The sequence below is a fragment of the Tardiphaga sp. P4_G1 genome (assembly GCF_056401215.1).
On record NZ_JBFUJU010000001.1, the window covers coordinates 374,615 to 393,873 of the forward strand.

Annotated in this window: 22 protein-coding genes and 1 tRNA gene; 14 read left to right on the forward strand and 9 right to left on the reverse strand. The window is 60.0% G+C overall.

All coding sequences use genetic code 11. The features are described 5' to 3' along the window. Nucleotide 1 precedes the first annotated feature (1 nt). The gene (locus tag AC1DUY_RS01880; protein ID WP_478111858.1) at nt 2-898 is read left to right on the forward strand and encodes a hydroxymethylglutaryl-CoA lyase; all 897 of its coding nucleotides are present in this window, start codon (nt 2-4) and stop codon (nt 896-898) included. A gap of 27 nt (nt 899-925) precedes the next feature. On the opposite strand, the gene dctP is transcribed toward AC1DUY_RS01880, so the two are convergent. After that, nucleotides 926-1,948, reverse strand: coding sequence for a TRAP transporter substrate-binding protein DctP (dctP, locus tag AC1DUY_RS01885; protein WP_478111860.1), 1,023 nt, complete (start codon nt 1,946-1,948; stop codon nt 926-928). A 250-nt stretch (nt 1,949-2,198) separates the two neighbouring features. Here dctP and AC1DUY_RS01890 point away from each other — a divergent pair, with 250 nt between their 5' ends. Then, the gene (locus AC1DUY_RS01890; RefSeq protein ID WP_478111862.1) at nt 2,199-2,441 is read left to right on the forward strand and encodes a pentapeptide MXKDX repeat protein; all 243 of its coding nucleotides are present in this window, start codon (nt 2,199-2,201) and stop codon (nt 2,439-2,441) included. A gap of 126 nt (nt 2,442-2,567) precedes the next feature. Next, nucleotides 2,568-3,056: a cupin domain-containing protein gene (locus AC1DUY_RS01895; RefSeq protein WP_478111864.1), complete on the forward strand. Its 489-nt coding sequence runs from the start codon at nt 2,568-2,570 to the stop codon at nt 3,054-3,056. Between the two features lie 57 nt (nt 3,057-3,113). On the opposite strand, the gene AC1DUY_RS01900 is transcribed toward AC1DUY_RS01895, so the two are convergent. Beyond that, nucleotides 3,114-3,455 (reverse strand): DUF6481 family protein, encoded by a 342-nt coding sequence (locus AC1DUY_RS01900; protein ID WP_093758522.1) that lies wholly within the window; start codon nt 3,453-3,455, stop codon nt 3,114-3,116. A 309-nt stretch (nt 3,456-3,764) separates the two neighbouring features. On the opposite strand from AC1DUY_RS01900, the gene AC1DUY_RS01905 reads away from it, so the two are divergent. The 3 genes from AC1DUY_RS01905 to AC1DUY_RS01915 all read left to right on the forward strand — a co-directional run bounded on the left by AC1DUY_RS01905 (nt 3,765) and on the right by AC1DUY_RS01915 (nt 4,880). Continuing rightward, nucleotides 3,765-3,926 (forward strand): hypothetical protein, encoded by a 162-nt coding sequence (locus tag AC1DUY_RS01905; RefSeq protein WP_315842166.1) that lies wholly within the window; start codon nt 3,765-3,767, stop codon nt 3,924-3,926. Between the two features lie 137 nt (nt 3,927-4,063). Continuing rightward, on the forward strand, nt 4,064-4,243 hold the full coding sequence (locus tag AC1DUY_RS01910) for a hypothetical protein (RefSeq protein ID WP_478111867.1): 180 nt from the start codon (nt 4,064-4,066) through the stop codon (nt 4,241-4,243). 136 nt (nt 4,244-4,379) lie between these two features. After that, a complete protein-coding gene (locus AC1DUY_RS01915; RefSeq protein ID WP_478111869.1) occupies nt 4,380-4,880 on the forward strand; it encodes an FKBP-type peptidyl-prolyl cis-trans isomerase in 501 nt (166 codons plus the stop codon). Nucleotides 4,881-4,895: 15 nt separating this feature from the next. Here the strand turns inward: AC1DUY_RS01915 and AC1DUY_RS01920 are convergent, their stop codons facing one another. Together AC1DUY_RS01920 and AC1DUY_RS01925 are read right to left on the reverse strand one after the other, a co-directional pair. Continuing rightward, on the reverse strand, nt 4,896-5,831 hold the full coding sequence (locus tag AC1DUY_RS01920; RefSeq protein WP_309946180.1) for a TRAP transporter substrate-binding protein: 936 nt from the start codon (nt 5,829-5,831) through the stop codon (nt 4,896-4,898). 124 nt (nt 5,832-5,955) lie between these two features. Beyond that, nucleotides 5,956-6,849 carry an FkbM family methyltransferase gene (locus AC1DUY_RS01925; RefSeq protein WP_478111871.1) on the reverse strand — a complete coding sequence of 298 codons (894 nt, stop codon included), beginning with the start codon at nt 6,847-6,849 and terminating at the stop codon, nt 5,956-5,958. Nucleotides 6,850-6,966: 117 nt separating this feature from the next. Here AC1DUY_RS01925 and AC1DUY_RS01930 point away from each other — a divergent pair, with 117 nt between their 5' ends. After that, complete coding sequence (locus AC1DUY_RS01930) at nt 6,967-7,110, forward strand: hypothetical protein (RefSeq protein ID WP_478111873.1); 144 nt, start codon at nt 6,967-6,969, stop codon at nt 7,108-7,110. A gap of 6 nt (nt 7,111-7,116) precedes the next feature. Here AC1DUY_RS01930 and AC1DUY_RS01935 read toward each other — a convergent pair whose 3' ends face one another. Then, the gene (locus AC1DUY_RS01935; protein ID WP_478111875.1) at nt 7,117-7,545 is read right to left on the reverse strand and encodes a DUF1801 domain-containing protein; all 429 of its coding nucleotides are present in this window, start codon (nt 7,543-7,545) and stop codon (nt 7,117-7,119) included. Nucleotides 7,546-7,930: 385 nt separating this feature from the next. Between AC1DUY_RS01935 and AC1DUY_RS01940 the strand changes: the two genes are divergently transcribed. From AC1DUY_RS01940 to AC1DUY_RS01965, 6 genes are all read left to right on the forward strand, one after another. After that, complete coding sequence (locus AC1DUY_RS01940; protein WP_478111877.1) at nt 7,931-9,019, forward strand: hypothetical protein; 1,089 nt, start codon at nt 7,931-7,933, stop codon at nt 9,017-9,019. A 40-nt stretch (nt 9,020-9,059) separates the two neighbouring features. After that, a complete protein-coding gene (locus AC1DUY_RS01945; RefSeq protein WP_478111879.1) occupies nt 9,060-11,834 on the forward strand; it encodes a xanthine dehydrogenase family protein molybdopterin-binding subunit in 2,775 nt (924 codons plus the stop codon). Next, nucleotides 11,831-12,361 carry a (2Fe-2S)-binding protein gene (locus tag AC1DUY_RS01950; RefSeq protein WP_184516750.1) on the forward strand — a complete coding sequence of 177 codons (531 nt, stop codon included), beginning with the start codon at nt 11,831-11,833 and terminating at the stop codon, nt 12,359-12,361. The genes AC1DUY_RS01945 and AC1DUY_RS01950 overlap by 4 nt, the downstream gene beginning before the upstream one ends. After that, a complete protein-coding gene (locus AC1DUY_RS01955; protein ID WP_478111881.1) occupies nt 12,358-12,972 on the forward strand; it encodes an Isoquinoline 1-oxidoreductase subunit in 615 nt (204 codons plus the stop codon). Before AC1DUY_RS01950 ends, AC1DUY_RS01955 begins: the two co-directional genes overlap by 4 nt. Nucleotides 12,973-13,107: 135 nt before the next feature. Next, a complete protein-coding gene (locus AC1DUY_RS01960) occupies nt 13,108-13,284 on the forward strand; it encodes a hypothetical protein (RefSeq protein ID WP_170849671.1) in 177 nt (58 codons plus the stop codon). A 66-nt stretch (nt 13,285-13,350) separates the two neighbouring features. Beyond that, nucleotides 13,351-13,704, forward strand: coding sequence for a response regulator (locus AC1DUY_RS01965; protein ID WP_175368981.1), 354 nt, complete (start codon nt 13,351-13,353; stop codon nt 13,702-13,704). A gap of 86 nt (nt 13,705-13,790) precedes the next feature. Here AC1DUY_RS01965 and AC1DUY_RS01970 read toward each other — a convergent pair whose 3' ends face one another. Further along, nucleotides 13,791-14,123, reverse strand: a complete 333-nt coding sequence (locus AC1DUY_RS01970; protein ID WP_478111884.1) for a hypothetical protein — start codon at nt 14,121-14,123, stop codon at nt 13,791-13,793. Here AC1DUY_RS01970 and AC1DUY_RS01975 point away from each other — a divergent pair. Beyond that, the gene (locus tag AC1DUY_RS01975) at nt 14,122-14,529 is read left to right on the forward strand and encodes a BLUF domain-containing protein (protein ID WP_478111886.1); all 408 of its coding nucleotides are present in this window, start codon (nt 14,122-14,124) and stop codon (nt 14,527-14,529) included. The two genes, AC1DUY_RS01970 and AC1DUY_RS01975, sit on opposite strands and share 2 nt — an antisense overlap. Nucleotides 14,530-15,780: 1,251 nt before the next feature. Here the strand turns inward: AC1DUY_RS01975 and AC1DUY_RS01980 are convergent. From AC1DUY_RS01980 to AC1DUY_RS01990, 3 genes are all read right to left on the reverse strand, one after another. Next, nucleotides 15,781-17,688, reverse strand: coding sequence for a hybrid sensor histidine kinase/response regulator (locus tag AC1DUY_RS01980; protein ID WP_478111888.1), 1,908 nt, complete (start codon nt 17,686-17,688; stop codon nt 15,781-15,783). 403 nt (nt 17,689-18,091) lie between these two features. Then, nucleotides 18,092-18,168: transfer RNA gene (locus AC1DUY_RS01985), tRNA-Arg, on the reverse strand. Nucleotides 18,169-18,438: 270 nt separating this feature from the next. Further along, nucleotides 18,439-18,792 carry a hypothetical protein gene (locus tag AC1DUY_RS01990; RefSeq protein ID WP_478111890.1) on the reverse strand — a complete coding sequence of 118 codons (354 nt, stop codon included), beginning with the start codon at nt 18,790-18,792 and terminating at the stop codon, nt 18,439-18,441. Nucleotides 18,793-19,259 lie beyond the last annotated feature (467 nt).

Below are 19,259 nucleotides of genomic sequence, written 5' to 3' on the forward strand. Positions count from 1 at the left end.
CATGAGTGATCTGGTTCGTATCGTCGAGGTCGGTCCGCGCGACGGTTTGCAGAATGAAAAGACGCCGGTGTCGGTCGAAGACCGCATCGCCTTCGTGAAGGCGTTGGTCGGGGCTGGCCTGCATACGGTTGAGGTCGGCTCGTTCGTGTCGCCCAAGGCGATCCCCAAAATGATGGGTTCGGATCAGGTATTTCTCGGCGTGCGCGATTTGCCCGGTGAATTCCATGTGCTGGTGCCGAACGAGAAGGGCTATGAGGGCGCGAAGGCGGTCGGCGCGAAAGTCATCGCGGTGTTCGCCTCGGCCTCGGAAGGCTTTTCGCGTGCCAACATCAATTGCTCGGTCGCCGAATCCATCGAGCGTTTCAAGCCGGTGATCGAGCGCGCCAAGGCCGACGGCATCCGCGTGCGGGGTTACGTGTCCTGCGTTCTCGGTTGTCCCTATGATGGCGACGTCGCGCCGCAGGCGGTCGTCGATGTCTCAAAGACGCTGTTTGATCTCGGCTGCTACGAAGTCTCACTCGGCGACACGATCGGTGTCGGGACGCCGTCGAAGGCGCGGCAGATGCTGCGCGCCGTTGCTGGCTCGGTTCCCATGCCGAAGCTCGCGATGCACTTCCACGACACTTATGGTCAGGCGCTGGCCAATCTCTATGCCGGGATCGAAGAAGGCTGTCGCGTTGTCGACAGCGCTGCCGGCGGTCTCGGCGGCTGCCCCTATGCGCCCGGTGCGACCGGCAATGTCGGTACCGAAGATGTGGTCTACATGCTGGAAGGCATGGGGATTGCCACAGGCGTCGATATGAACAAGCTGCTCGCTGCGACTAACACCATCAGTGCTCTGATCGGCCGCCCGCCGGTCAGCCGTGTCGCTTCGGCACTCAACGCGAAGACGCGCTGAGAGCCAGCTGGCGGACGACAGGATAGGTCAGGCCGGAACGTCCAGCGCGAGCTTGAGGAGGTTCGCGGTGAGCGGCGTCTTGGCGACATAGTCCTTCCACGCCGTATCGCGCGCGATATCGCGCCACTTGCCGACGGTCGCAGCGTCGAGCGCGCTGACCTGGGCGCCGGCCTTCTCATAGACCCTGGACACTTCGACATCGTCTTGCTGCGCGCCCGCCTTGCCGAAGGCTTCCATCTCGGCGCCGACCGAGACCAGAATATCCTGGTGTGCTTTCGGCAATTTGTCGAACACAGCCTTGGACATCATCAGCGGCTCAAGCATGAACCAGTAGGACGCACCCGCGCCGGAGGTCAGATGCTTGGCGACTTCGCTCAGCTTGAATGAGATGAGGCTGGTCGATGAGGTGATGCCGGCATCGCAGGCGCCGCTCTTCATCGCCGCGTAAATTTCGTTGGACGGCATTGAGAGCACGCGTGCGCCGGCAGTCTGCAACATCATGTTCATCTCGCGCGAACCGCCGCGTACCGTGAGACCCTTGGCGTCCTCAGGAACAACCAGCGGGCGCGAGCGGCTAGCCACACCGCCGGCCTGCCAGACCCAGGTCAGCAGCACGATGCCCTTGTCGGCGAGAATGTCGCTCAGTGCCTTGCCGATCGGCAGGTTCTTCCAGCGCAAGCCCTGATCGTAGGTCGAGACCAGACCGGGCATTAGACCGATATTCGCTTCCGGCAATTCATTGCCGGCATAAGGCAAGGGATAAAGGCTGAGATCGAGAGTCCCTTTGCGCATGGCGGAAAATTGCGCATCTGCCTTGATCAGCGACGAATCCGGATAAACCTCGGCAACGAGGTCGCCGCCACTCTGCTTGGCGATGGCGGCGGCGAAAGTCCGGACCAGACGGTCGCGGAAGTCGCCGTTATCGATGGTGCCGCCGGGAAACTGGTGCGAAATCTTCAGTGTAGTCGCTGCCTGCGCCGTACCGACACCGCAACGGAGGATCGCAGGCACGGCGAGAGCCGATCCAAGGATGTGGCGGCGAGTCAGCATGCGTAACTCCTGAAAGTGTTCGTCTGGTGCCGGGCGGGACAAAATGCGCCCGCGTCCTGTTGCTCCGTCACCGCGCGTCCCTTCGTTTATACAATCCGAACCGGCGGGCAAGTGATGTTGCGTCGCACGCAATGGCTATCGGATGCATCATCAAGACTTTTTTGATGCGACGTAACAAACCGCGACCTCCGTACGTCTGGTTCATAGCGACAGACGTCGCGCTTCAGAAATGGATCCGAGGGAAAACATCATGACCATCTCCACCAGGTTTGCGCTCGGCGTGTCCGCCGCGCTCGTCTCGCTCAGCCTCGCGCTGGCACCTGCCGCCTTCGCTCAAGACAAGATGAGCAAGGATGACGGCATGAAAAAGGACACCATGTCGAACGGCGACGGTATGAAGAAGGATGCCATGTCTCACGACGGTATGAAGAAGGACGATGGCATGAAGAAAGACGGCATGATGAAGAAGGACGATGGAATGATGAAGAAGTAACGTCTTCATCATCGTCGCTGTGACGGGCCCGTCCGTGCGATGGGCTCGTCATGTTGCGCTGCTCGTTGCTGGACCTGAAAACTCGGCATAGCCTCCGCGCACAAGAAAACGCCTGGGGAGGCCATGATGAAAAAAGAACGACGCGTCGTCGTTGCGGTGACCTGTCTGATCGCAGCAACACTGTTTCCAAGCGTGACGACATGGAGCGCCACCGATGAGATGGGCTTTGTGCGCATCAATCAGGGCGAGGAAGTTTGGAAGAATCCGTTCGGTGTTGGCGTCGAAGTCGCGACACTTTACGGAGATCCCTCAAAGCAGGGCATCTATGTGCTGCGGATCAAGTGGCCGCCCGGCATCATGAGCAAGCCGCACAAGCATCCCGAAGATCGTCACGTCGTGGTGCTGTCGGGCACCTGGTACACCGGCACGGGCGAAGCCTTCGTGCCCGAAAAGTCGATCCCGATGAAGACCGGCGGCTACATGGTGCATCCCGCCGGTGCGGTGCATTGGGACGGCACACGGGAAGAGGGCGCGGTGATCCAGATCACCGGTTACGGCCCGAGCGGCAACAATTTCGTCAAACCCGACGAGCCGCAATTCGGCAAAACGAACTGACCTCGGACAATCAATTCAGGCAGCGTGCCATCAGATGATGGCACGCTGATCTCGTGCTTATTTACGCTTCTTGCGGGCGGCGTAGCGGGCGTCGCGGGCAGCTTTCTGCTGGGCTTCCAGCGCGGCCTGGGCAAGCGCGGCTTCTTCCTTCTCGCGCGCAGCCTGGACTAGAGCAGCGGCGGCTTCCTCGGCTTCGCGGGCCTTCTGGACGGCCTTCTCAGCGTCGCGGATGGCCTTGGCTTCCGCGCGTGCGACGGCAGCGGCTTCGCGCTCGGCGGCGCGCGCCTTCACGGCAGGATCATCGGGCCCCGGTGCTGCCTTGAATTTGTTCAGAATGTTCTTCTTGGCTTCGATCGCAGCCTTCTGGCGATCCGCGAAGCTGGGTTCCTTAAATGACATGAACGAGGCCTTGTCGCTTTCTTTGGTTTGGGGTGAGTCATTGTCGGGTGCGGCAGCCGGGCGAACACCCAGGCAATGGCCGAAACTCCGCTGCGGTTTACAGCCGACAGCGCGGCAACGCATCAACTATCTGCGATTTACGGCAATCTTACGCATGATTTGCCGGCAAGGAGGCCTGCGCGAGGCTGGGGCGGAGCTTGCGCCGGGGTGATCCGCGTATATCCGCAAATCCCGGGAATCGGGCATGTTTTGGTCATCCGGCGATTTGGAGCGCGCGGAGCAGGCCGCCTGTGCGGCGCGAGGACTGACATGGATGCCCAGAAGACAGCCGTCGATGCCGTGGTCGTTCTGACCGGCTGTGATCGCGACATGGTGACCCACTTCATTCGCGGTCTGTATCTGGCAGGCGTTCGCGACCCCAAGCGTTTGACTTTCAAAGGGCTGCAATTCGCAGCAGAAGCAGGCGCTTAGCAACATTTGTCGCCAAAATGGCCATGTTGCGGCTTTGCAGCGGCCGTGCTGCTGCCTTGAACCTGCGGTGCCCTCCGGCTGACTGATCAGGAACTTTCCGCGAAACGCGGAGTTCCTGTCGCCATCGGGAGTTATCCATGCAAGCAGCCATCGATCGCGTCATCCGCTCGTTCAGCTTCAAACATCCGGCCTCGCTCGCAGAGCCGATGTCGGACAGTCGCTCGCTCCAGGCAAGCAATGAGGCGACAGAGTTGGCGACCCGGTTGCTCGAGAATTACAAGGGTCAGCTGGCCCGAAGCAGCTCGAAGCCTGACTGAGGATCGATTCAAGCATCCTCATTGACCGATTTCCATGGATCGCGGCTTCGGGATTCGGCATTGCCAGGACTTGCGTTGCGGTGCGATGAGGGGGCATGACTGCGCCGCTCGCAGACCCAACCATCCAGGAGACATGATGCGAAACTCCCAGCGTGCCGTTAGAGCCATGGCCGTCGCGCTCAGTGCGGCCATGATCGTGGCCGTGTCCGACGTCTCCCTTTCTTCCGCCATGGCGCAAGCGCCTCAAAAACAAGCGCCGCAGAAAATGGCGCCAGCCGCAGGAAAAACCATGACCACAGCTTCAGGCCTCAAGATCGAAGACACCACCGTCGGCACCGGCGCAACGCCGGCCAAGGGACAGACCTGCGTGATGCATTACACCGGCTGGCTCTATGAGAACGGCGTCAAGGGCAAGAAATTCGACTCGTCGGTCGATCGCAACGAGCCGTTCGAATTCCCGATCGGCATGTCGCGTGTCATCAAGGGCTGGGACGAAGGCGTCGCCACCATGAAGGTGGGCGGCAAGCGCACGCTGATCATTCCGCCGGATCTCGGCTATGGCGCGCGCGGTGCTGGCGGCGTGATCCCGCCCAATGCGACGTTGATCTTCGACGTCGAACTGCTCGGCGTCAAATAAGCCCGATCAAACGACCTATGCCTGCGCAATCCTGCGCAGCAACGTCCGTGACGCTTCCTCGCCGGCATAAATGTCGGCGAGGGGCGCTGCCTTCGCGATGAAGGGGGCCTTGTCCGGCTTGACGAATGTCACGCCCATCGCCTCGACCTGCAGGCGCGTTTGCGTCTCGAATGCGGTCCACAGCTTGTTCATGTGATGATACGACAGGGCGGCGGCTTCCCGGATGATCTCCCGCTGTTTCGGCGTCATGCTGTTGAGCCGGCCGGCGCCTACCAGCAGTACATCCGGGATCATGGTGTGTTCGTCGAACGAGTAGTGCGTCGCGACTTCGGCATGTTTGCCGACGATCAGCGCCACCACGCTGTTCTCTGCACCATCGACCAATCCCGACTTCAGCGCGACATAGACATTGCTCCATGACAGCTCGATGCCTTCGGCACCGAACAGCTGCATCAGCTTGACCATCGTCTCAGACGGCTGGATGCGGATCTTCATGCCCTTAAGATCGTCGGGATGCAGAATCGGTTTTCGGCCATAGAAGCTGCGCGCGCCGGCATCGTAGAAGGTCAAGCCGGTAAGACCCGCCGATGTGGTTGAGGCCAGAACGTCGCTGCCGATCTCGTTGCTCGTTACTTTCAGCCAATGGGAGCGATCGCGGAACGTGAAAGGCAGGTTGAGAACCTTATAGGCGGGATGGAAGCGCTCGAGCACGCTGGCGCTGACTTTCAGGAAATCCAGTTTGCCGGCCTGTACCTGCGACAGCAGGTCGACTTCCTGACCTAGCTGGCCGTCCGCAAACAGCGCGATGTCGAGTTCGCCCTGCGAACGCTCGCGCGCCAGATCGGCAAAGTGCTGCATGGCCGGGTGGACGGGATGGGTGGTCGGCAGGCTATGGGCGAGGCGCATCTTCAGCGGTTCGGCGCGCAGGACTGCAGGGCAGGCGATCGCCATTCCCGCAGTCAGCAAAAGTCGGCGCCGAGAAAGCATTGTCTGCCCCGTGTCCTGGCTGGAATCTGATGCAAGCGTCAGCGCGTCCCCTGCGCCGGACACCATGTTACGTCGGAACCGGAGAAGTTTAAAGTCTGCCGCCAGCTACTTTGGGGCGATTGGCCTGGAGCAGGGCGACATAGCGGTTCTTGGCATCGGGCGCGACGGCACCGCGGCTGGTGAGATGATGCACGCAATTCAGCGCCAGATCGAACGAGCCGTAGCAATGATGCGCGATCAGTGCGAGGTGCTTGAGCTGCTCGCTCTCCATCGCCTCGGCCTGGATGAAATCCCGGACATAGACGACGTCGGCCTCGACGAGTTGATTGATAGCAGCAGCAGGGTTGGGGCCCATCATCGGCGCGATCATCTTCTTGTTGATGGCCGCGAACATGTGCGGAATGAAGCCGAGGCTGCGCAGTTCGAGATCGATGTCGCCGAACACCGGCTGCTTCTCGTAGAGCGGCACGAAGGAGACTTCGGTCTGAATGGCGACGGCCTTTGCCAGTTTGCTGCGACCGTTCCTGAACACCGACAGTTCGCCACCCTGAATGTCGATCTTCAAGAGATCGATGTGCTCGATTTCGGCGATATCGTCGAGCCGCCGTGTATCGAGCGGAAGCCTGTCGAGGACACGTCCGAGTTCGGTAAAATTCGGAAAGTGCGTGAGTGTTTTCGGCTCGGGCTGCAGCAGGCTGGCAAAGCCGATGCCGCGGCAGATGTTCAGCGTATGGCTGCCGCCATCGCCGACGGCATAAGGAAGATAGGTCTCAAACGCGCCCTTGCCTGCCTGCAGTTGCGCCAATGCCTGCGGATGCGGATCGAAACCGGTAACGCGGCAAAGTCCGCTTTGCAGCATCGGCTTGTAGGGCGGGTCACCGTCAATGGGATTGGCACCGATATCGACGACAGCGGTCGGCCGCGCGGGCTGGAGCAGCGCGGATAATCCATCATCGTTGCGTCGAATCGCGCCCTGCCGCATGCGTACCTTTCCTGCGAATGGTGCGACAATGCGTGCTTCAGTGGGCGCAGGCAGCGTGTCAGAGTGTCGCGCGACAATTCGAGCGATTGAGGTACTTGGCGCCGGAATGGGGGACGAATGAAAGACGAACAAAGGGATGATGCAGCGCGCAACCGCCCCATCCATCATTCGCCGCTGTTCTGGATTGGCGTGGTTCTGTGCCTGGCTGCGATCGTCATCTACGTGATGTCCTACGACCTGTCGTGGCCGGTCGCCAGATAACGACGCTCACGCTTTCTTTGGCTTCTTCTTTGTCGAGGTGTTCAGCGCCACCGCAGCGCGGATGAGCGCCTTCAGCGCCTTTTCATCCAGCTTGTCGCCCTCGTGAATATCGATAGCCCGCCGGGTGTTGCCGTCGAGGCTGGAGTTGAACAGGCCTGACGGGTCATCGAGCGATGCGCCCTTCGCGAAGGTCATCTTCACGACCGCCTTATAGGTCTCGCCGGTGCAGATGATGCCCGCGTATTCCCAGACCGGAACGCCGCGCCACTTCCATTCCTCGACCACGTCCGGGACAGCCTGCTTGATGACCTTTCGGACGCGAGCGAGCATCTCGCCGCGCCAGTCACCCAGCTCCTTGATCTTCGTGTCGATCTGCGCGGAGGGAGAACCTGCCTCGTTGATCTCCGTCGATGTGCTGGACGTCTTTTTTGCCATGCGCTACCCCTCAGACGTCCGGCGCCATATAGCCGTGTTGGTGGTGCTTATCTACGTGTCGTGAAAATAACCCCGGCCTGTTTCCGGCGTCCAGCCTTCCACCACAGGCGGACGAGAAATCGCTGCGTATTGCGTATTCCGGATCGCGAACCAATTCCGGTGTCACTAAATTGCGTATAGCCTTGAGTCACCGGCGCTTTGCGTGATTCGTAGCGTTTTTCTTATCCAGTTCAGTCGCGTTCGAGAGCATTCCGCCCGTCACGGCGTGTTTGCTGTCGTCAACTATGTCGCGACCATTTCTGCTGAATGGAAAGGCAGATTTTTAAGATGTGCTGCGTTAGTCGTGACAGTAGCAGTCGCCAAGATGACTCGGAGGAGTCCGGATATGACGTATCGCCACGCTGTCGCTCTCGCAGCTGTCCTGTTGGGGGGCGTCGGCGCCGCCCATGCCCAGACGCTGCCATCCTATATGGCGCCGATTTCCGGGCTCACCGCGACAAAGCCTGCCGAGACCGCCACCAAGGACATGCTCGCGCTCAACACCGGCATGTTCGAGCTTTACGGCGACGCAGCGAAAGTCTTCCGCGCCAATATCCTTGCCAAGCATCCCGTGATCCTCGGTCTGTTCTCCGGCGCCGGTGGCAAGTTCACGCTGTACCAGCCCGGCAAACCGCCGCTCGACGCGCCCTCGGTGCCAATGGTCTATCAGCTGCTCAAGTCGGTCGGCCACAGCACCATGGCACTGGCCGAGGTGGTTGGCCCCTACGTCAACAATCCCGATAACAAATCCTGGCTCGGCTCGATGAAAGCCTATCGCAGCCGCATGCAGTCGGCGCTGGATGGCCTCGATCTCACGCCGATGCAGGCCGACTGGCGCGACAACAACCGTACCATCCTGCAGAACAACCTGGCTTTCATGGACGAGTGCATCGCCAAGGGCGTCATCCCCTTCGATGTGCTGGAGACATTTGGCAAGAAACAGGCGCCGTTCCTTGCGAAGAACGTGACTTGGGCCGCGCAGACCCAGGTCAATCACTGGATGACCGTGCTGGGCGACTGGAAGAAGATGCTGGGTCCCGATTGGGACAAGGCCTATGCCGCGAGCAACACGATTTACGTGGCACGGCAGAACAACGTGTTGTTCAGCGTGCTGGCACAGTTCTTCCCGCCGGAGGCCATCAACGATCGTCTGCTACTGATCGAGACCGTGTCGTTCACCACCACGCAAGCCGACATGCTGGAGTCGCTGACCCGCATCATCGCCGATCGCTCGGTGGGCTCGCTGTTCTTCGGCAACTATCATCTGATGGATTATGAATTGATGGGGGGCGACGCCCGCGCTGCCATCATCGCCGAGAGCGCCAAGCGCGGCATGACGCCGTTCCTGCCGCCCGTGGTGCCGTTCGGCTCCAACCAGTGGCCGACGCTGATCACCACTGGACCGGGGCCAGCCACCATCGCCGATCTCAAGTAATCGGCGCAGCGGCGGACGGCTGTCGATCAGGGGTGGAAGCATGCGGACTTCGCGTCGTGAGTTCATGAAATGGGTATCGGCGGGCGGTATTTCGCTCAGCCTGTCGCATCTGGCTGCGGCGGAGCCGGTGGCGTTCCCGGCACGCGAGACACTGCCGGGGCGGGACAAGTTGAATCCCGCTATCGGCGGCGCCGGCCGTGTCGATGGCGTCGCCAAGGTCACCGGCTCGAAACTCTATGCCTCGGATTTCCGGGCGAATGACCTGCCGGGCTGGCCGGCCAAGACCTCGCACGCGATTTTGGTGCGCGCGCCCGATGCCACCCATGTCTATCTTGGCATGGACCTCGCGCGGCTGAGCGGGGCGCTGAAGCCTACGGTGATCGTCACCGCGGCGGATCTCGCCAGGATCAACATCCGCGTTCCCGCCTACTATGAAGGCGATCTGTTCTGTCCCGTCGGCAAGACGCCGCTCTATATGGGCCAGCCTGTTGCGCTGCTGATCTTTGAGCAGTTCGACACCTATGACCGCGCGCGGATGGCCTTGCGCGATGGTACCTTCGTGCAGTTTGGCGAGGAGACCGGCCCGATCGTAATGCCGAATTATGCGGCGTATCGTTTCACCCGCGTTGCCGGCGCCACGCCCGATGCGCCCGATGTGTACTCGCCGGTCCTTGCCGGCTGGGTCACGCCCGGCCGTACCCAGGCGTCCGCGCTGCCGGTATGGTCCTCGACCGCGCACAAGAACGAGGCCGGTTACGAGAAGGCTGCGGTCTATGGCGACCAGATCCGTGCGGAGATCGCCGCCAGCGAGTCTTCGGCTCTGGTACTGGACCGCACCTTCGATACGCAGTCTGTCGATCCGATGTTTATGGAGCCGGAATGCGGACTCGGCTGGTACAGCGCAAAAGACAAGGCGCTCGAACTGGTGCTGGGCGTGCAGTCGCCGTATGAAGCGGCGGAATCAATCGCGTTTTTGCTTGGCGAAACCAAGGCGCCGTTCAAGCCGAGTGCGATCAACGCGCAATTCGCCTATGTCGGGGGCGGTTTCGGCGGCCGCGATCATACGCCATTCATTTTCTATGTGACGCTGGCGGCGATATTCTTCCCGGACCGTCCGGTGCGGCTGGCGCACGATCGGTATCAGCAATTTCAGGCTGGCATCAAACGCCACGCCATCAAGATGCGCTCGCGCATGTCGGTCGATCGCGCCTCTGGCAAGATCACGGCCTTCGCCGCCGATCACGTGCTCGATGGCGGTGGTCTCGCCAATTTCTCGGCCAATGTCGCCACCTGCGCCGCAACGGCTGCGATTGGTATCTATGACGTGCCGAAGGTCGATGTGACGACTGTGGCAGAGCATACCCGCGGCGTGACCGCGGGCTCGATGCGCGGCTACGGTTCGCTGCAGACCATGACCGCGCTGGAAGTTCTGATCGACGAGGCGGCGCTTGCGCTGAAGCTCGATCCCATCGACTTCCGGCGACGCAATGCCCTGAAGCAGGATGGCCGCACCATGACCGGCAATCCCTATATCGTCTCGGTGCGGAGCTTAGAGGTTCTCGACAAGCTCGAGCAGCACGCGATCTGGAAGCAACGAGCTGCAGAGAAGGCGCGCGCGACCAGTGGCATACTGGTCGGCACCGGCGTCGCCTGTGTGACCAAGGACTACGGCACCGGCGGCGATAGTTCTAACGGTCGCGTTGAACTCAGCCCCGACGGCAGGATCGCGATTTTCTGCGACCATGTCGAGATGGGCAACGGCATCGGCACGGCGCTGGCCAATCGCGTGGCATTGCATCTCGGCAGCATCGCTGACGAGGTGGCGGTGTCGCAGGTCGGCGTGTTCGATGCGATGGAGCTGGTGACCTCCGGCGATTGCTACACCATGGACCAGAAGACCCAGGACAAGGCCGAGAAGGATCCGCGCTGGGTGCCGTCGATCAGTTCGGCCACGTCAGCCTCCATCGGCGCCCATGTCGGTACCCATGCCGCGGCGGAAGCTGCGCGGGTGATCTTCCGCTTCGGTCTGTGGCCGGCGGCGCTGGCGCTATGGAATATCGGCCCGCGCGATCCACGCGCCAGGGACTTTGCCAAAGCGCAGTGGAAGGACGGACAGCTCACAATGGCGGGCCTGCCGTCGCTGCCGTTGGACAAACTCGCCGCCGCGGCCCATGCACGCAATCTGGTCACCGGCGCCGTGGCGCACGGGTTCTCGCGCTGGTCGTGGGCACGCGCACGTTTCCCCATTAACGGCGAGCAGTATCGCGCCGAGATCGACGGGCTCGCGCTACGTCGTGGCGCCGGCAAATTCACGCGCATCAACCGTGCCAGCGTGTTGTTCCCGCCAACCGATAACAACCGGATGGGCACGGCCTATACAGCGGCATGCGGTGCAACAGTCCGGGTCGAGATCGAGAAAGCGACCGGCGTGCTGCGCATCGCCAAAGCCTATACCGCATTCGAATGCGGGCAGGCGCTGGTGCCGGAGGTCGTGATTGGCCAGGCACAAGGCGGCTTCGCCATGGGCGTCGGTTACGCACTTTTGGAAACGCTGCCGCCGTTTGAGGGCGGACCCGGCAACGGGCAATGGAATCTCGGTCAATATCTGGTGGCGCGAGGATCAGACCTGTCGCTGCGCGACGTCGAGATTGAGCTGATGCCGCCGCTGACACCGGACGAATTGCCGAAGGGCATGGCCGAGGTGGTGATGATCCCCATCGTGCCGGCATTGCTCAACGCCATCTATGACGCCATCGGCCACCGCTTCGCGGCGCTGCCGGTGACACAGGCCATGCTCAAGGGAGCGCTCGCGTGACGACACTGGGCATCACCATCAACGGACAGGTCCATGCGCCCACCGAGGTGCGCGACGATCTCTCCATGAACGACTTCCTGCGCGAATATCTGGGCATGACCGGCACCAAATTCGGCTGCGGCGCCGCGCAGTGCCTGAGCTGTGTCGTGATCGTCGACGAGCCCGACGGCACCTGCCACACCAATCCGACCTGCGTGACCTCGGCGGCGAGCTTCCACGGCAAGACCATCCGCACGGTCGAGGGCCACGCCAAGAACGGCGAGCTGTCGCCGTTGCAGAAGGCCTTCATCAGGCATTTCGCGTTCCAGTGCGGTTACTGTACCGCCGGTTTTCTCAATGAAGGGCAGGTGCTGCTCGAGCAGATGGCCAGGACGCCTGTGCCGCGCGCGGGCCTTGAAGAGAGGATCGCCGAGGCGCTTGACGGGCATCTGTGTCGCTGCACCGGCTACTTCAAGTATCATGAGGCCGTGCTCGATGTGATCCTCAGCGACGCGAAGCGCTATCTCATTCAGGAGCCGCGCGGATGAGAGCCGAGACACGCGTCAAGACTCTGGTTGTCGTCGCGACGCTCGGGATGAGCATGCTCACGGCCTATGCGGCCGGGCAGGGCGCATCGAAAGGGCTGGCGAGCCCGGAGAGTTTCAATGGCATCGCCGATACCAGTGCGCGCTCCGCAGCGATCTTTACCGAACTCGGCAAGGTGTTGACGCATCCGCGCTGCGTGAACTGCCATCCCGCCGGCGACATGCCGCGGCAGGGCGATGCGCGCCGTTTGCATCAGCCGCCGGTGACGCGTGGGTCCGATGGCCACGGCACCGCGGCGATGCGCTGCAACTCCTGTCACAAGGACGCCAATTTCGAACCCGGCCGCATCCCCGGTCATCACGAATGGCACCTGGCGCCGCGCGAGATGGCATGGGAAGGCAAGACCGTCGTAGAGATCTGCGCGCAGATCAAAGATCCCGCACGCAATGGCGGCCGCAAGGTCGAGGATCTCATCGACCACATTGGCAAGGATACGCTGGTCGGCTGGGCCTGGGCGCCTGGTTACGGACGTGCACCTGCGCCGGGCACACAGGCGGAGGCGGGCGCACTCGTGGAAGCATGGGCGAAGACCGGCGCGGCCTGTCCGGGCTGATGCCACGACGCCATTTCCGACCCAGTCCCGTTTGTCTCTGTAGACTGGCCCGGCGCCAACAGATTGTATGTTCGTTACGCGGGAACTCTCTGAACAGAAATCCATTATCCGGTCTGAAAAAACCGGAGGTGTGTCATGAAGCAAGTGCCCGACGCTGAAGAAAACCGCCGGCTGGGGAAAATCCAGTCTGACAAGGCTGGCAAGCTACCCGAGGGCGATGCCAAGCAGGCTCACTTGAAGAAAGCTCGAGACTACGAAGCGGATGCTCGTTCGAGGGCTTGGCGGGACTCCAATCTCAAGTCTCCGAAGTAATGATCGGGAACGATTGTACGCTAACTAACTTAGGAGGAGTGCCATGTTGGCTCTCGAGGTTTCGGAATGCCGACAGTGCTGGTTGTTGAGGATGAAGCCCTCATTCGGGATTTGATCAGCGAAGAATTGGTCGAAGCAGGCTTCGATGTTTTGCAGGTCGGCGACGCCAACCAGGCAATTGCCGTCCTAGAGGCCCGCCAGGATATCCACCTCGTATTCACGGATATCGATATGCCCGGCTCCATGGATGGCCTCAAGCTAGCTGCTGCTGTTCGTGACAGGTGGCCACCGATCCACATCATTATCACAACTGGGAAGGCGAGGCCCATGACGATTCCGGCCAACGCGCTTTTCATTCCGAAGCCCTACCTGACCACGGCGGTGATATCTGCGATGCGGACGTTCGAGAACATGCGCTAGGGTGTCTGCGTCGCGCCGCCAGAATGCCCGGGCATACGCAGCTTGATCCGATAACGCCCGCGTTCTGCGTCGGTAGAATCCAGCGCCTAAATCAAACGGATAGCTTTCTCGGCGTCCGTGTAAGCCTCGTCTTCTGACGGGAAATCTTCGGACGTGACAAAGCTTTTCAATGCAACGCCATTCATGGTCAGGACGGCTCCATCTTTGCGGGAAATAGCTGCGCGCCAAAATCCTGGCCGTCGCTGGTAGGCGAGAATGGAGAACTGAGCTTTATTTGCCATTGCAGTGTTCGGCGCCTCAAAGGCTGCCGTGTCAAGGCCGGCAAATTTGGCGAAGTCGCGCGCGCGCAGCTGGGCTTGATGTGAGCTAAGTGAACTCTCCCAGGTATCCAGCGTTAACGGGTGTTGGGAGCAAGTCATGTTTCGGATTTTATACTTAAGCACTGCAAATCAGCCATTTTCATCCCAGGATCTTACTGACTTGCTGCAGAAGGCAAGGGCGCGGAACGAGGCGGTTCGCGTAACAGGCATGCTTGTCCACTCGGACGGCAACTTTCTTCAGGTAATTGAGGGAGAGCCGGAGAATGTCATCGGGGTTTATGATCGTATCAGCGCCGACCCGCGGCACCGAGATGTCAGCGTACTTCAGCGGGGGCTTGGATATGGGGACCGGCTGTTTCCGAACTGGACAATGGGCTTCAAGCGCGTGCCGGATCAGACGTTAGTTGACGAGGCGATTGGCGTTAATGGCCGGGTGAAAATGCGATATCTGGATGCTATGTCGGCTTTGGATTTCCTGCTGGCGTGCAGTCGAAATCAATCCTGACTAGGACCGTACCTGCGCCTCTCGGTCTCCCAGCAAGTATCCTGCGCTGGTGAAGAGTTCTCTGTCTGACCTTCGGCACTTGGCGTCTTTGGTCCGGTCAATGCAAAGACCCGTATCCTCGCAAAGGCGTAGCTATATCGGCCTTATGCAGGCGTCTAACTTTGCTAATGCGCCAGCAGGGACGAAGTTAGAGAGGCGGCAGTAATCATCAAGGACGAAGGCGGCGCCTTCTCCATGACCTGAACTAATACCCGTCTCCCGCTTGGCCACGGATGCCTGAAACTTATCAGCTCGAGGGCTCGTCGGGATCCCCTCCGTTCAAGTGCAGTCCGGCGCGTTCCTCAACTTCCCAAGCTTCTTTCTGGTATTTCGCCGCCAAAGCATTCAGCCGATCTGATACTGACCGAAATCCGACGAATTTGGCGAACTCTTTGCACCTTCGAGACATGGCCCTCAGTTGAACTGCTGTTGCGATCGCTTTTCGTTGGAGCTTTGTGGGAGCCATCGATGTCCTAGGTTTCACCGCGCGACAAACACTCCACTATTTCGCAAAACAGCGGGCGCGTTGAACCAACGACAAGAAGATGAGTGTAGTTCCATGAGACAAAGTATCGCAAGGCCGGCGAAGAGCGGGCCTATTGATATCGGGCCATCAGCTTTCGCGTGCTAGTTCGAAAGATGCGGCGCAGCTCGCATTGATACGCGAATAAAAGTTCCAGCGTTGCCGAAATGAAAGACCTAGCGTGACGCGTGAATGTTAGAAGCTTCAGCAGCATCTGGCAGAGCTGGCTGGTTACAGTCAACGTGATGGTCGCTGATCAAATCAAGCGCCCGATGCTTCCACCTTTCGGCTTCGGCTAGAAATTTCCAACTTTCCTCGGGAAAAAACGAGGCGCGCTGTCGACACATGCTCTCCATTGCTCGTGCATGTAGAAGCTCTTTCATCGCTTCCTCCCCACTTCAGAACAGACCTCATTCTGCGCTCCACAAATCAGACGTAAAGAGCCTCGGAGAAATAAATCGCCCGAAATACCGTGGGGATCTGCATCGGGAGCGCTGCTTCCGTACCGGTATGCGATCAATCTCAGTAATCGAATATCGTTCCGAGCCGAATCCGGCGCCATAGGTCGCTCTGCGGCGCAACAAATTCGCGGTTGTGAAGGAGGTCACCTCCGAAACCGGTTTGGCACAGAAAGCGGTGCCAGAGCCGGCCCGACCGGCGCGCTTCACATGGATGGTCAGAGGATGCTGTCAAGCGACACTGCTGCGAGCGGTCTCTAATGCATTGCTGAGCTCGTGAAGCTCGTAGGGTTTGCGCAATAGCAGAAACTCTGAACCTGATTTCCGGGAGGCGTCACTATAGCCCGTCGCAAGCACCACCGGCATGTGCGGGTGACTCCGTCTGAGATTGCGAGCAAGGCCGAGACCATCCAACTTTCCCGGCATCACAATATCACTAAATACAATGTCGATGCCGTCGCGCTCAATCTCGCGCATTGCGGACTCTGCGTCCGTTACCCATTTCACGCGATATCCCAGCTCTTCCAAAAGAACGGTGCTGGAGGTTGCGACATCTGGATTGTCTTCAACGAGAAGAACGGTGCCGGCGCCTTCGGCCAGAACCTCTGCTTCATGCACGCCAGCATGGCCCTCTCCGCGTGGGAGCCGAATGACGATTTCCGTGCCTGCGCCGAGCTTGCTTTTGATTTCTACACTGCCGCCAGCCTGGTTGACAAAGCCATGGACTTGCGAGAGCCCCAATCCCGTTCCCTTGCCGACAGGCTTGGTCGTGAAAAAGGGATCGAACACCTTCGCAATGACATCCTCAGGAATACCAGCGCCGGTATCGATCACTTTGATATTCACATGCTCGCCTATATCTTCTCCGTCCGCGACACGATGATTTTCTGCTGTGATCGTCAACGTGCCCCCGTCGGGCATGGCATCACGAGAGTTGATGCCGAGATTGATGATTGCGGTCTCGAGCTCGGTTGGATCCGCGAAGACCGGCCAGACTCCGGCGGGTACGGAGATTTCGAGCTTTATCGCGCTGCCTAGGACTGTGGCCAAGACTTCGCGTACAGCTTGCACCGTCTCTCCAACGTCAAGCAGCACCGGGTCGACTTGTTGGCGCCGCGCAAAAGTCAGCAGTTGGCGCGTCAGTGCCGCCCCGCGGCGAACGCTCGCCTCTATCGCTTCTGCTGCCTTGACCACGCGAGGGTCAATGGCGTGGCGCTTGATAAGCCGAGCGTTACCGGTGACCGCCATAAGCAGGTTATTAAAATCATGTGCCACTCCACCGGTCAGCTGACCGAGCGCATCCATCTTCTGTGATTCAGCCAGCTGCCTTTGCATATTTTCAAGTTGCTGCGTCGCCAGGCGTCGTTCCGTGATGTCGCGCGTAATCTTGGCAAAGCCGATCAACTCGCCTGCATCATTGCGGACGGGATCGATGACCACACTCGCCCAGAAAAACGTGCCGTCTTTGCGAACGCGTAAGCCTTCCTCCTCGTAACGGCCGTTCTTACGGGCAGTCTCCAGAGCACGCGCCGGCTTTCCCGCTTCGCGATCACCAGGGGTGTAAAATCGCGAGAAGTGCTGTCCGATAATTTCTTCGGGAAGATAGCCCTTGATTCGCTGGCCGCCCAAGTTCCAGCTGGTGATCCGACCTTCCGGATCAAGCATATACAAAGCGTAGTCGGTGACATTTCCCACCAGCAGGCGAAAATGGTTCTCGCTCTCGTTTAATGCGAAGCGCGCCTGCATCCGCTCGGTGATGTCCCGCGTGATTTTCGCGAAACCGACAAGCACACCATCTTCATAAATGGCATCAATGACGACGGAAGCGAAAAATCGCGAACCGTCCTTACGCATCCGCCAGCCTTCCGCTTCGAAGCGCTTGTCCCGCCGCGCGGCCTCTAGCGCAGCAGCGGGAAGTCCGGCTTCGCGATCCTCCGGGGGGTAGAAAACCGAAAAATGCTGACCCACGATTTCATCTGCGGAATATCCTTTGATCTTCTCGGCGCCTGTATTCCAATTTGATACAATGCCGTTCAGGTCCAGCAGATAGATCGCATAATCTGTGACACCTTGAACGAGGAGCCGAAAGGCGCGCTCGCTTTCGAAAAGACCGCGTCCAGCGTTATTTGTCTCTGCCATCGTTCACTTCCCGCGAAACTACTAACGCGTGTCCGGTTTGGCGGTGCCCACAAGGCTGCACCGCTGTCGGCACGGCGACGGAGAGATCCGCAAGGTCTTCAGCGTAAGCCGTCATGCGCGGGACACAAGAAGACAGTTTTTGGCGAAGGCGGAACTAACGAAGTGCCAGGGAGTTAAGCGCTGTTTAGGCGAAGTCGACGCGGCGCCGAAGAAGGCCGCCGCAAATTTGAAAAATTCGTCGCGATCTGTCCAATCCACGATCCGTATATGATCAGTGCGATCACAACCGCCAATCCTGCAAAACCCACGACTGCGTCTCTGATTGGGGCGCGTTGACCGTGAAAAAAGTTACCGCGTTATAATGTACTGCAAGTCATTGAAGTATTGGAATCGGAAAATGACGTGGCGATCCCAGCAGGATTCGAACCTGCAACCCACGGAGTAGAAATCCGTTACTCTATCCAGTTGAGCTATGGGACCGGCGCGTCGTCATATCACCGTCGGTATGGCTTGGACAGACCGGGTAAATTGGCCGGATTCGGACACGGTTTTCAAGCGTTTGGGCGGTTGGTGAGCTGGCCTTTGTCTTGCTGATTGAGCGGTGAACCCGCGATTTCAGCCAGAAAGTGTGCCGACTTGACCCGCTTTTCGTCCCAAAACCGAACGTCCGTCTGTGCCTTTGACGTCGCTTCGATTCCTGTCCCGTTCGGGGATCGTCTCGCAGATTCGGCGTCGGCAGACTGGCGGGTCCTAAGACTCCGACGGCGGGGGCCGCGATGGTGGCTTGCCGTCCTTACCATTGTCACTGGAGATGCCGCGCTGGCCGGGATCGCCTGGCTCGCCGTCGACGTCATCCTCAAATAGCTGCTCCGGGAAGCCGTATTGCCTGGTCACGAAACGGCCGGCCATATAGGAGATCTGGCACGCGATCAGACATCCCGTCGTGACCGCGACGCCGCCCAGCGCAGAAAATCCCTGGCCCCATGTCACGACGGCGGACAGCACAGCGACCAGCACGGTCGTCACAACAATGACCCATACGGGGCCGACCAGTCCGACGGCAAGGCCCGCCAGTGAACTTGTCGCCAAGAGAAGTTCGATCATGATGCGATGCGCCCAGAACGACCGAACGGTCGGGCGATCGCCGTGATCGTCCGATGCCGCAAGGCGCACCCATCTGACCGTAGCTGGAAGACTTGGGTACCCGTGATCTCCGGTCGTCCCCAGCAGGCTGTTTTTAGTCTTAACGTGTCGCGTTTGATTAAAACGCGCGGGGCGATGACGGCCGGGCCGGCCGTTCATGCGCCTATGACCCGTTGTAACACTGTCACCAAAATCGTCGGCGCGTGCTCGAACCGTTTCCCACATAGGGGCGACCAATCGGCGGTGACGTGGCTTTGCTTTCGGCAGGGCCCGCCGCCATGATGCCCGCGGCTTGCGCGCGGGGCTGCGATTTGAGTTACCCGGGTTCGTCACATGATGTTGCCAGCAATCGTCGTGTCTCGCGTTGCGCCGGTCGAGAGACTCGCGAACAAGCTGGCCATGAGTCCGTCACCGTTTTTACGCACATT